This window comes from Microbulbifer magnicolonia (assembly GCF_035117725.1).
Taxonomy (GTDB): Bacteria; Pseudomonadota; Gammaproteobacteria; order Pseudomonadales; family Cellvibrionaceae; genus Microbulbifer; species Microbulbifer magnicolonia.
Window position 1 is genome coordinate 1,043,120 of sequence record NZ_JAYEFD010000001.1, and the last position, 12,600, is coordinate 1,055,719.

Below are 12,600 nucleotides of genomic sequence, written 5' to 3' on the forward strand. Positions count from 1 at the left end.
ACCCTACTGCTCTTCCTTCAGCCTCGTGATCTCGTCGCGGAGCTTGGCCGCAGCCTCGAACTCGAGGTTCTTGGCGTGGCTGTACATCTGCTCCTCGAGCTCCTCGATGCGCGCCCAGCGTTGCTTGTCCGACAGCGGCTTTTCCTCAACCCTGTAGGCGCCCTTCCCTTCGGCCACCTTGCGGCGCCCCCTGCCCGGCACGCCGGGAGCGATGGCCCCCTCCATAATATCGGCGACACTCTTGCGGATACCCCGCGGCGTAATACCGTGCTCGGCATTGAAGGCCATCTGCTTTTCGCGGCGGCGCTGGGTCTCGTCGAGCGCCCGCCTCATCGAATCAGTGATCCTGTCGGCATAGAGGATCGCCCGCCCCTCCAGGTTCCGCGCAGCGCGGCCGATCGTCTGGATCAGGGAGCGGTCGGAGCGCAGGAAGCCCTCCTTGTCCGCATCGAATATGGCGACCAGCGCCACCTCGGGCATATCCAGACCCTCGCGCAGCAGATTGATCCCCACCAGCACATCGAACTTGCCGATGCGCAGGTCGCGAATGATCTCCACCCGCTCTACGGTGTCGATATCCGAGTGCAGGTAGCGCACACGCACGCCGTTCTCGCTCAGGTACTCGGTCAGATCCTCGGCCATGCGCTTGGTCAGCACCGTGATCAGCACCCGCTGGTCGGCGTCCGCACAGCGGCGAATCTCCGACAGGGCGTCATCCACCTGGGTGGAAGCCGGACGTATCTCCACCTCCGGATCCACCAGGCCGGTGGGCCGAACCAGCTGCTCCACCACCTGCCCGGCATGCTCAGCCTCGTAGGGCCCCGGCGTCGCGGACACAAAGACGGTCTGCGGCGCCAGGTGCTCCCACTCCTCGAACTTGAGCGGCCGGTTGTCCAGCGCGGACGGCAGGCGGAAGCCGTACTCCACCAGCGTCTCCTTGCGCGACCGGTCGCCGCGGTACATGCCGCCGATCTGCGGCACTGTCACGTGGCTCTCGTCGATAAACAGCAGTGCATCGTGCGGCAGGTAATCGAACAGTGTGGGCGGCGGCTGGCCGGCGTCGCGGCCGGACAAATAGCGCGAGTAGTTTTCCACGCCATTGCAGTAGCCCAGTTCCTGCATCATTTCCAGGTCGTATTTGGTGCGCTGCTCAAGCCGCTGCGCCTCCAGCAGCTTGCCGTTGTCACGCAGCTGCTCCAGGCGCACGCGCAACTCCTCCTTGATCTGGTCGATGGCACTGACAACCGTTTCCCGGGGCGTGACGTAATGGGATTTGGGGAAGATGGTGATCCGGGGCACCTTCTGCAGCTGTTCGCCGGTCAGCGGATCGAACAGGGTGATCTCTTCTATTTCCTCATCGAACAGGGACAGCCGCACCGCCTCCATGTCCGAGTCCGCTGGATAGATATCGATAATGTCGCCGCGCACCCGATAGGTGGCGCGGCGGAAATCGGTGTCGTTGCGGGTGTACTGCAGCTCCGCCAGGCGCCGCAGGATAGTGCGCTGATCGACGAGATCGCCGCGATCCAGGTGCAGCACCATCTTCAGATATTTGTCGGGATCGCCCAGACCGTAGATGGCCGAGACGGTCGCCACCACGATCACGTCCCGGCGCTCGATCAGCGCCTTGGTCGCCGACAGGCGCATCTGCTCGATATGCTCGTTGACCGAGGCATCCTTTTCGATAAAGGTATCCGAGGAGGGCACATAGGCTTCGGGCTGGTAGTAGTCGTAGTAGGAGACAAAGTACTCCACCGCGTTCTTGGGGAAAAACTCCCTGAATTCCCCGTACAGCTGGGCGGCCAGAGTCTTGTTGTGCGCCATCACGATTGCCGGGCGCTGCAGTCGCTCGACAATATTGGCCATGGTGAAGGTCTTGCCGGAACCAGTCACACCCAGCAGCGTCTGGTGACTGAGGCCATCCTCAATCCCCTCGACCAACCGCTCAATTGCGGCCGGCTGGTCACCCGCCGGACTGTACTTGCACACCACCTGGAAAGGGCGCGACTCCATATCTTCACCGCCAAAACCGTCAGAAAAGCAGCCTCGGATTGTAGAGCCTCGCCCCCGTCCCCACAAATGCCGCTCCGACCGGATACATCCGGCGCCAAACCGAACGAATAGCCGACTTTTTATGCAGCCGACCCCTAAAAATAATTCCCTGACAAATCAATCAGTTAAAGTGCAAAAAAGGGGTTGACCTGCACAGGGGCCCTCTATAAGATACGCGCCATCTGAACGGCACTGCCGACAAGATATTCCGCCTTAGCTCAGTTGGTAGAGCAATTGACTGTTAATCAATGGGTCGCTGGTTCGAGCCCAGCAGGCGGAGCCAAATACGAAAAAAGCCTCTAGCGCAAGCTAGAGGCTTTTTTCGTATTTGGCGGAGACTGCTGGGCGTAGCCCAGTTGGGTGAGGCAAACGCTTGCGACGGACACGTCGCGTGCAGCCGAACGCCGCCCATCTATGATGGGTGGCCGGACTGAGGCAAGCGATTGCGGCGCATGCGCCGCGCGCAGCCGAACGCCGTCAATCTACGATTGCCGCCTGGAGGAGCCAAACACAAAAGCCCCTAGCGCAAGCTAGAGGCTTTTTTCATTTTGGGTCCAGGCCCGACTTCCAGGCACAAAAAAGCCCCGCTTTCGCGAGGCCTTTGGTCAGATAGCTAGCAACCTAACGGCGCCCAGCATCAGTCGGCAATGGCAAACGCTCGACCTGCCCCACACTTGGCGCCGGCTGGTTATCGCGCTGCCGTATCCAGACCGCATCTACCAGGCTCTGTTTCGGAGAATAGCCTTTCACTGCCTCCAGCAAAATTCGATGCACCTGTTCGCAGTCGTGCCTGCTGCAGGCCAGCCGCAGCTCACCGATCAACGTCTGCAGCTTTTCACTGCCGAGGCGCTCCTCTTCCGCCCGCATAATCATCGGATGGGCGGTACCGGAAACGTTGTCGCCCAGCAATAGCTCTTCGTAGAGCTTTTCCCCCGGGCGTAAGCCGGTAATCTGGACTTCAATATCCCCTTCCGGATTTTCTTCGTCCCGAACCGAGTGCCCCATGATCTGGATCAGGCGCCTGGCCAGATCGTATATGCGCACCGGCTCCCCCATATCCAGCACGAACACCTCACCGTTGCGCCCCATGCTTCCCGCCTGCAAGACCAGCTGCGCGGCCTCGGGGATGGTCATAAAGTAGCGCGTGACTTTCGGGTGAGTGACCGTCACCGGCCCACCGGCATTGATCTGATCGGTAAAGAGCGGGATCACCGAGCCGGACGATCCGAGCACGTTGCCGAAGCGGACCATACACACGCGGGTCTTACTGAAGCGACGCCCAAAGTCCTGGCAAACCAGCTCCGCGAAGCGCTTGGTAGCCCCCATTACATTGGTTGGCCGTACGGCCTTGTCCGTGGAGATGAGCACAAACTGTTCCACGCCGAAGGCCTCGGCCGCCTCCAGCACCGACAGGGTACCGAGCACATTGTTGTCGGCACCGAGCACTACATTCTGTTCGACCAATGGCACGTGCTTGTAGGCCGCGGCATGGTAAATCGTATTGACGGAGAAGCTTGAAATGATCTCGGCCATCCGCGCGCGATCGCGCACATCGCCGAGCAGGGAGGTCACCTGGAGCTGCTGCCCCTCATCCTGTTGCTGTTGATAGAGTTCGCGCTCGATCTGATAGAGGGCGAACTCCGAGGATTCAACCAGCACCAGGTGCGCAGGCCCCCACTGGGCAATCTGCCGGCACAGCTCCGAACCGATCGAGCCCCCGGCACCGGTGACCAGCACCACTTTGCCGCTGATGGAGCTGGCAATCAGGGCTTTCTCCGGCTCCACCGGCGCGCGCCCCAGAATGTTTTCGTAGATCTGCGAAACGTCGGCCACGCGCCCCGCCCCGTCGACCAGCTCTTCCACGCCGGGAATCACCTTGACGACCAGGCCGCTCTCGCGCAGCCCGCGGGTAATTTCGCGGCGACGGCGCTTGGGCACACCGGGCATGGCCAGCAGGACTTCAGAAATATCCCGCTCGGCAACGACGTTGAGAATATTGCTCGGGTTATACACGAGCACGCCGTCGATCAGGGTATTCTGTTTGGAGGCGTTATCGTCGAAAAAGGCCACGGGTTTGTAGACTTCGCCGTGCACGAGAGCCTTGTACATCTGCAGGCCGGCGGTGCCGGCACCGTAGATGGCAACGCGGGTCTTATGGATTTCCAGCGCCATCTGATAGTAGATGCGCACCAGCCAGCGGGACCCGCCGACAGCGATGAGGGCAAAACACCAGTAGATGACCGGCACCGATCGCGGCACACCGGCATAGGTCAGGTAGGAAGAGACCGCAAGGACCACCGCCGACGCCGTGACGCCCTGCAGCACCGCCACTATGGCCTGCTGCCCCATATAGCGAATAACGGTGCGATAAAGACCGAGTCGCAGGAAGATAAAACTGCTGGAACCCAGGGTCAGTGCGAGGCAGACCAGCATTTCGGTCTCAAAAGCCCGAGACAGGCCATTGACCCGGATCGCCATCGCCATCAGAAACGCGAAGCTCAACATCAACAGGTCGAAAATCAGCATCAGTACCGGTTTATGATGTTTTTGTGCGGTCCGCCAGATGCGTTTCACATATTCCCCCAATTTGCCCCTTCACCCCCGGCTGATTCTACCCCGCCCCATCCGGTGAGTGCCATCAGTCTATGCCCAGCCGAGCGCCGCCAGCGCGTGCGCCAGTATAGACGCACTCGACATAAATCCCAGCTGCCAGTACAAAGTCTTTTGAACCCCGATGCGCAGCGCACTGCGCTGATAGAAGTGCTCGCGATGCGCTTCCCACCAGCGCTTGCCCGCCAGCGCACGGCGCAACAGCGTCCAAGTGGCGTCCAGCCAGAATGGAGCGAAAACCACTAGCGGCACCAACAGCCCGAAAGCGCCCCGCTGCCAACCGTAGAGACTGACCGCCACCGCCGCCAGTCCCAGAGAAGTAGAGCCGGCATCCCCAAGAAAAATCCGGGCCGACGGCCAGTTGTAGCGCAGGAAAATCAGCGCACAGACAACAAACAGTGCGCAGATCCCCGCCAGGTCACTCTGCCCGCGCAAAACACAGAGCAGCCCCAGCGACGCAAACCCGATCGCCGCCATACTTCCGGCCAGGCCATCCATACCGTCCATAAAATTGTACAGATTGATCATCCATACACCGCCGAGCAACAGCAATGGGTACCACCACCATGCGATAGCATGCGGTAGCGCCGCCAGCACCAATGCCACCGCCAGCAGGTGGACGGAAAAACGCACCCGCGCGGAGACGTGCCGCAGATCGTCGATTACGGAAATCCCCAACAGCAACGCGAAGCCGGCGAACAACGGCGACGGCACAGAAACGGGGCTCACTGCCAGCGCCACCACACAGCCTGCCACCAGCGCCCAGCCCCCTGTGCGAGGCACTGGCATGTCATGCATGGAACGATGATTCGGGACGTCCAGGGCGAATTCACGCAAATTGGACAGCAACACATTAGTCAAGCCGTAGCTGATTGCCGCCGCCAGCAAAATCGGGGTCAGCCACCCCCCCCACAATTCCGTCACGATACCTCCCGCAAGAACTCACAGTAGCGCCGCTCTGCGCGCCACGGCAGCGCCCGGCGCAGCCGGGCGGCACTATAGAGTTCGCTCTGCTCCAACTCAAGCAGAGTGCGGACCAGCGACGGCCGACGCCACAGCCGCAACGGGGCCAGCAGCAAGCGCGTCAGCCTCCGGCTTCCCCGAGCGCGCACCCCGGTCAGCGCGGAAACAATATTCGCCAGGTCGTAGTAATCGGGTTCCGCGGCAATAAAGACCTGGCGGTCAAACTGCTCCGCCTGAGCCAACAGTACGATCGCCTGCACCAGGTCCGGCAGGCTGACAAAGCTGCGCCGACCGGTCGCCGGCAGCATGGGTAGCAGCCGCCCCAGCAGCCGCAATCGCCCCCGCCACCGGCCCGCTTTGCCGCCACTCTCGGCCAGCCCACCACTATTGCCATAAACGGAGGCGGGACGAATCAGGTTGACACGACAGTTCGTGGATTCCGCCAGCAATTGCCGCTCTCCGAGCCATTTGCTGTGACCGTAGGTGTCGGACGCCGGCGTGCCGGAATTTTCATCGGCAACTCTGCCCTGTGGTGGGCGAAGTGCTTTGACACTGGACAGATAGAGGAAGGATTCCGCTCCCGCGACACTTGCGCAGCGAAGCAGTTGCAGGGGGCAGTCGCTGTTGAGCCAGCGGGCGAGATCCGGCTGGCGTTCGCAGTCGGACCGGCCAGCCATTCCCGCGGCGTAGACCACCCGGTCGCCGGACTGAAATAGAGAGGAGAAATTACTGTCGGGCGACAGCGACAGGGAGAGGTGTTCACACCCCGCCGGACCGCTGGGCGCACGAGACACGGACAGCACCTGCTGCCCGCTCGCGCTCAGGCGACGACACAGGGCCTCGCCGATATAGCCAGTGCCGCCAATTACAACCCAACGCGCCATCTGTTGTTTTACCCAGCATTGTTCTTGTCCCGCGACACTAGCCGACAGCCAACTGCATTACTGTCGACTGTGCACGGATTATTTACATCAGAGCTGAATCCTGTCTCGATTCTTCTCCAGGGTGGCGGCTCCCACGCCCTTGATTTCCAGCAACTGCTCAATCGAGGTAAAGGGACCGTTGTCCTCGCGGTACTTTACGATCAACTCGGCGCGGGCCGCGCCAATACCGACGAGCTTCTCCGCCAGTTCTTCGGCGGAGGCGCTGTTCAGGTTGACCGCGGCCACCGCCACTTGTGCGGAATCCCCCTGCATATCGTCGGCAAAAGTCATCGACGAGGTGCAAATCATCAGCAACGCGGCGAAAAAGATAGAAAGTGGTGTGCGAATAAGTTTCATAATTGACTCCCAGTGAACAAGTTCCATTTATCACGTTGGGACTACCGTTACTCCCCCAAGCCGCGCCACTTTACCATTTCACGCCACGCCTTTGGCCGCGATCTGATTACACACCATTACAGCCGGCCAAATAACCGCTATTGCCCACCTATTTCCGCCAGTATCTGCTGCAGAGCCTGCATCGGATCCGCCGCAGCGGTAATCGGTCGGCCGATTACCAGGTAGTCCGCCCCCCACGCCAGTGCCTGCGCCGGGGTCACAATACGCCGTTGATCGTCGGCAGCTGCGCCGGCCGGGCGAATGCCGGGAGTGACCAAGGCGAAGTTCGCTCCGCATTGCTGGCGCAACACCTGCGCTTCGCGCGCCGAGCAGACTACACCATCCAGGCCGCAGTCTTGCGCCAGCGCTGCGAGAGCCGCAACCTGCTCTTCCAGCGGACGGGATACGCCGACCGCGGAGAGCTCCTCCGGCGCGGTGCTGGTCAGTACGGTGACGCCGATCAGCAGTGGTTTGCGGTCGCCAAACGGTCTCAGTGCTTCAACCGCCGCCTCCATCATGCGCGCGCCGCCGCTCGCATGGACGTTCACCATCCACACGCCGAGTTCCGCGGCCGCCCTGACTGCAGAGGCGACCGTATGGGGAATATCGTGGAACTTGAGATCGAGAAAGACCTGGAAATCGCGCGATATGAGCTTTTTTACGAGCTCGGGTCCGGCGACGGTGAACAGCTCCTTGCCCACCTTGACCCGGCAGAGGGCGGGGTCCAGCCGGTCGGCCATCGCCAGCGCGGCCTCAGCATTGTCGTAATCCAGCGCGACGACGACTGGGGAAGAAACCTGGGTCTGCAAAGGAAATACCTCTCACTGGTGCGCACCGCGCACCCTACCTATTCGAAAATGTACCGATCACTCGCCCTCGACGCCTTTCACGGAGCGCACCGAGTCCCAGTGTTTGCAGCTTGGGCACAGCCAGTGGAGCTGATTGCCGGAAAAGCCGCAATTACTGCAGCGATAGTGGGGGCGGCTCGCGATCAGCTGGTCGATCAGGGTTTTCAGCAGCGACAGATTTTCCCGCGCCCGGCCCTGAGTGCTGTCGATATGCAGGTCGAGGAAATGCCCCAGGCCACGCAGTGAAGGGCGCAACGCCAGCTGCTTGCCCATAAAAGCCGCAGCGGCCGCCTCGCTCTGCTGGTGGTGAATGCGTTCGGTCAGCGCTATCAACACACTGTTCGATGGGTGCTCGCGCAACAGGGATTCCAGGTAGCGATCCAGCCCCTTTTCATCACCTATGGCCTCATAGCAGGTAATCAATAACTCGAGAATCTCGGGGATATAGTCCGGATTCTGCTTAGGAATCCGCTGCAATACCTTGATCGCCTCACGCGGGCGGCTGAGCAGGTGCTCCAGCCTCGCCCACAGCAGGTTGGCGCGCACGGAGTTGCGATCGTAACCGAGCGCCGCGTCGATATGCTTGCGTGCGCTGAGGTAATCCTTGCCCTTTATTGCCTCTTCCGCCAGCTCGCAGCAGAAATGTGCCTGTATCGGCGCCCATTCCGGCGACAAGCGCTTGTACCGGCGGCCGTGCAAAAGGTTCACCGCGTGAATGGCCTTCGCCCACTCCCGCTCGTCGCGGTACACCTCCACGAGGTGCTCGAGGCTGGTGTTGCGCAGTTCGGAGGAAGTTTCCACCAGCTCCTGTAACAGCCGCTCTGCCCTGTCCAGCCAGCCAGCGGCAATGTAGTCACGTGCCAGTTCGAGCTGCGCCTTCTGCTGACTGACGCGCGTCAGACTCGGGCGGGCCAACAGGTTCTGATGCACACGGATAGCCTGGTCGTGCTCACCGCGCTTGCGCAGCAGATTGCCCAGGGCCAGATGGGTATCGAAAGTCGCGCTGCTGACTTCGAGCGCGTCGATGAATTTGTCGATGGCGTCGTCGTGGCGCTCGCTCAACAGGTAGTTGAGCCCCTGCGCATAGGAACGCACCAGTGCCTGCTGCTGCTCAGCAGAATTCGCCTTCTTTCTGGTGCTTTTGCGCCCCAGCAACCAGCCTATGGCGATGGCGGCGAGCAGAAAAAAGAAAAACGTTAAGTCGGTCACTCTCCGGACACCTGTCTGCGCACCGTTTGGAGTTCCCGCTCCAATCGCTGCAACTGTCGTTCAAGCCCGCGGGCGCGGCGACGTTCCGCATAGAACGGCAACAGGCTGACCACAAAGCCCAACAGCAGCCCGAACAGCAAAAAACCTATCAGCCAGAAGCCCACACTACCCGACGGCAGGGCATAACCGGCAAAACTGGGGGAAATGGAATCCGGATTGTCTACCGCGAAATAGACACCGATGGCGATACACAGCAGGGCGAGCAGCCCGTAGAACAAACGCATCAGCCAGCGCAAAAATGACAAGGGAACCTCCACGTTCCGCAGGAGTGATTAAGCCAACGATCCGCTGGGGTATCGGTCCAGGTAAACCCGCACCATCTTCCCGAGCCCCTTCGGCGACTCAATCGGCATCGGACACATCAATCATACTCGGTCACAGTCTCGTCGCGCATGCTGCGATTGACCCTGTCGCGCAGCTCTTTGCCCGGCTTGAAATGGGGCACATACTTGCCCGAGAGTGCCACCGCATCTCCCGTCTTGGGATTGCGGCCGGTCCGCGGTGCGCGATAGTGTAGCGAAAAACTGCCAAAACCACGTATCTCGATGCGCTCCCCCTGGGATAGCACATCCGACATAGTGTCCAACATCACCTTGACTGCCAGCTCGACATCCTTAACCGGCAGCTGATCCAACCTCAACGCAATCCTTTCGATCAGTTCGGATTTGGTCATGCGCCCCGCAACCTTCTGTAAGTCATTGATTATTCTAGATTAGAGGGGCAATCATCTAATAGAAAGCCGGACTGGGCAACCCCGGTCCGGCTTTCGGATTACCCTAAACAATCAATTCAGGGCTTTTAACAACTCAGAGCTATTACTCTTTGTTGTTCATCTGCGCCTTGATCAGGTCACCGATAGTCGCCGGCTGAACCTGCTCAGCCTGCTTCTTGGTGTGATCCTTGATCGCCTGCTTCTCGTCGTCCTGATCCTTGGCTTTGATGGACAGGCTGATCACGCGGTTCTTGCGATCCACGCTGGTGATCTTGGCCTCGACCTCTTCGCCTTCTTTCAGTACGTTGCGGGCGTCTTCCACCTTGTCGCGGCTGATTTCAGAAGCGCGCAGTACGCCTTCTACTTCGTCCGCCAGGGTGATCACGGCCTGCTTGGCGTCAACTTCCTTGATGGTACCGGTCACGATGGTACCGCGGTCGTTGGTGGCCACGTAGTCAGTGAACGGATCGGATTCCAGCTGCTTGATACCCAGGGAGATACGCTCGCGGTCGGAGTCGATACCCAGGATAACGGTCTCGATTTCGTCACCTTTCTTGAACTTGCGCACGGCTTCTTCGCCGGCTTCGTTCCAGGAGATGTCGGACAGGTGCACCAGACCATCGATACTGCCGTCCAGACCGATGAAGATACCGAAATCGGTGATGGACTTGATCTTGCCGGAGATCTTGTCGCCTTTGGCGAATTTACGCGCGAAGGCATCCCACGGGTTTTCCTGGCACTGCTTGATACCCAGGGAGATACGGCGACGCTCTTCGTCGATATCCAGAATCATCACCTCTACCTCGTCGCCAACGTTGACAACTTTGGACGGGTGGATGTTCTTGTTGGTCCAGTCCATTTCGGAAACGTGCACCAGACCCTCGACGCCCTCTTCCAGCTCGGCGAAGCAGCCGTAGTCGGTCAGGTTGGTCACAACCGCCTTCACGCGGCTGTTTTCCGGGTAGCGCTGCTTGATGGATACCCACGGATCTTCGCCCAGTTGCTTCAGGCCCAGGGATACACGGCTGCGCTCGCGGTCGAACTTCAGGACTTTTACGTCGATCTCGTCACCAACGTTGACGATCTCGCTCGGGTGCTTGATACGCTTCCAGGCCATGTCGGTGATGTGCAGCAGACCGTCGATACCGCCCAGGTCTACGAAGGCACCGTAGTCGGTCAGGTTCTTCACCACGCCCTTCACGCTCATGCCTTCCTGCAGGCTGGCCAGCAGCGCGTCGCGCTCTTCGGAAGTCGCGGCTTCCATCACGGCGCGGCGGGAAACCACAACGTTGTTGCGCTTGGCATCCAGCTTGATGACCTTGAATTCGAGTTCTTTGCCTTCCAGGTGCGCGGTGTCGCGAACCGGACGTACGTCTACCAGAGAGCCGGGCAGGAATGCGCGGATGTTGGCAACGTCGACAGTGAAGCCACCTTTAACCTTGCCACTGATAACACCTTTAACCACCTCGTCGGCAGCGTGGGCTGCGTCGAGGATCTTCCAGGCTTCAGCGCGCTTGGCTTTTTCACGGGACAGACGGGTTTCACCGAAACCGTCTTCTACCGCTTCCAGGGCAACCTGTACTTCGTCGCCCACCTGCAGGCTCACTTCACCTCTGTCGTTGGCGAATTGAGAAGCAGGGATAACGCCTTCAGACTTCAGGCCCGCGTGTACGGTAACCCAGTCTTTGTCCACGTCGATTACAACACCGGTCACGATGGAACCCGGTGCCATTTCTACGCTTTTCAGGCTCTCTTCAAATAGTTCAGCAAAGCTCTCGCTCATTACATTACCTATATAGATAGGCCCAGCCGTTGGTAACTATGTATTTTAGTCAACCGCCAGCCGCAGCCCCACCGCGCTGCCAGCACGCGGGTCGGATTACGACAGCGGCCGGGCGATTCTGGCTGATCCCGGCCGCTGTCGTTTTAAAAAGCTTTTTGTCAGGCTGCTCCGCTGCTTCAACCGCCCCGAACACGGATCCGGTCGCGCACCAGCTGCAGCACGATCTGCAGGACACCGTCTATATCCACCCCGGTACTGTCCAGCTCAACCGCATCTTCAGCGGGAGCCAGGGGGGACGCGGCGCGATTCATGTCCCGCGCGTCACGGGCGCGGATGTCCTCCAGCAGGTCGCGGAGGCTAACAGAAACCCCCTTCTCCCGCAACTGATCCGCGCGCCGCCTGGCGCGCTCCTCGGCGCTGGCGGTCAGGAATATCTTGACCGGCGCGTCAGGGAACACAGTAGTGCCCATATCGCGCCCATCGGCCACCAGCCCGGGCACCTGGCGGAAGTCCCGCTGGCGCTGCAGCAGCGCCGCGCGCACGCCAGGCATGGCAGCCACCTTGGAGGCCGCCATGCTGACCCGCTCCATGCGGATGTCCCGGCTGACATCCCGCCCCTCCAGCAGCGCTGCCACTTCGCCGTCGCGCAGTTCGAAGCGGATATCCAGGTTGGCGGCGATTTCGGTCAGGGTTGCCTCGTCGGTCAGATCCGCCGCGCGGTTCAGCGCCGCCAGCGCGGTCAGCCGGTAGAGTGCGCCGGAATCCAGCAGCGAGAATTTCAGCTTTTCGGCCACCAGCCTGGCGATGGTGCCCTTGCCGGAGCCGCTGGGGCCGTCGATGGTGATGACCGGCGGCAGGTTTTCAGTGTCGCTCATAGTTTGATTTGCGCAATTCTCTATTTCTGTAGGATTAGGAGCGGCCTCTGGCCGCGATCAGGCTCGCAATTTGGCGCTCAGAATCAGGTGCGGGCAAACAGATTCGGTGGCGGCCCTGCTGCCGGGGGCGGTTTACGTGACACGCTGTGAATACATCCCTGTACGCTCT

11 protein-coding genes and 1 tRNA gene are annotated in these 12,600 nt (G+C 60.5%); 1 reads left to right on the top strand and 11 read right to left on the bottom strand.

All coding sequences use genetic code 11. The features are described 5' to 3' along the window. Positions 1–3: 3 nt before the first annotated feature. The gene (uvrB, locus tag RRF64_RS04605) at positions 4–2,013 is read right to left on the bottom strand and encodes an excinuclease ABC subunit UvrB (RefSeq protein ID WP_323844645.1); all 2,010 of its coding nucleotides are present in this window, start codon (positions 2,011–2,013) and stop codon (positions 4–6) included. Between the two features lie 246 nt (positions 2,014–2,259). Between uvrB and RRF64_RS04610 the strand changes: the two genes are divergently transcribed. Beyond that, positions 2,260–2,335 (top strand) — tRNA-Asn (locus tag RRF64_RS04610). A gap of 338 nt (positions 2,336–2,673) precedes the next feature. Here RRF64_RS04610 and RRF64_RS04615 read toward each other — a convergent pair. The 10 genes from RRF64_RS04615 to cmk all read right to left on the bottom strand — a co-directional run bounded on the left by RRF64_RS04615 (position 2,674) and on the right by cmk (position 12,431). Continuing rightward, positions 2,674–4,626, bottom strand: a complete 1,953-nt coding sequence (locus RRF64_RS04615) for a polysaccharide biosynthesis protein (RefSeq protein WP_323844646.1) — start codon at positions 4,624–4,626, stop codon at positions 2,674–2,676. A 69-nt stretch (positions 4,627–4,695) separates the two neighbouring features. Further along, positions 4,696–5,586, bottom strand: coding sequence for an MraY family glycosyltransferase (locus tag RRF64_RS04620; protein ID WP_323844647.1), 891 nt, complete (start codon positions 5,584–5,586; stop codon positions 4,696–4,698). After that, complete coding sequence (locus RRF64_RS04625; RefSeq protein WP_323844648.1) at positions 5,583–6,509, bottom strand: NAD-dependent epimerase/dehydratase family protein; 927 nt, start codon at positions 6,507–6,509, stop codon at positions 5,583–5,585. The genes RRF64_RS04620 and RRF64_RS04625 overlap by 4 nt, the downstream gene beginning before the upstream one ends. 87 nt (positions 6,510–6,596) lie before the next feature. After that, positions 6,597–6,905, bottom strand: a complete 309-nt coding sequence (locus RRF64_RS04630) for a ComEA family DNA-binding protein (protein WP_323844649.1) — start codon at positions 6,903–6,905, stop codon at positions 6,597–6,599. 137 nt (positions 6,906–7,042) lie between these two features. After that, complete coding sequence (gene pyrF, locus RRF64_RS04635; RefSeq protein ID WP_323844650.1) at positions 7,043–7,753, bottom strand: orotidine-5'-phosphate decarboxylase; 711 nt, start codon at positions 7,751–7,753, stop codon at positions 7,043–7,045. Between the two features lie 57 nt (positions 7,754–7,810). Beyond that, entirely contained in the window at positions 7,811–9,001 is a 1,191-nt protein-coding gene (gene lapB / locus RRF64_RS04640) for a lipopolysaccharide assembly protein LapB (RefSeq protein WP_323844651.1), read from the bottom strand. Then, the gene (locus tag RRF64_RS04645; RefSeq protein ID WP_323844652.1) at positions 8,998–9,306 is read right to left on the bottom strand and encodes a lipopolysaccharide assembly protein LapA domain-containing protein; all 309 of its coding nucleotides are present in this window, start codon (positions 9,304–9,306) and stop codon (positions 8,998–9,000) included. The genes lapB and RRF64_RS04645 overlap by 4 nt, the downstream gene beginning before the upstream one ends. A gap of 116 nt (positions 9,307–9,422) precedes the next feature. Next, positions 9,423–9,734, bottom strand: coding sequence for an integration host factor subunit beta (gene ihfB / locus RRF64_RS04650; RefSeq protein ID WP_323844653.1), 312 nt, complete (start codon positions 9,732–9,734; stop codon positions 9,423–9,425). Positions 9,735–9,876: 142 nt separating this feature from the next. Then, a complete protein-coding gene (gene rpsA / locus RRF64_RS04655) occupies positions 9,877–11,556 on the bottom strand; it encodes a 30S ribosomal protein S1 (protein WP_323844654.1) in 1,680 nt (559 codons plus the stop codon). A gap of 176 nt (positions 11,557–11,732) precedes the next feature. Continuing rightward, positions 11,733–12,431 (bottom strand): (d)CMP kinase, encoded by a 699-nt coding sequence (cmk, locus tag RRF64_RS04660; protein WP_323844655.1) that lies wholly within the window; start codon positions 12,429–12,431, stop codon positions 11,733–11,735. Positions 12,432–12,600: the final 169 nt, after the last annotated feature.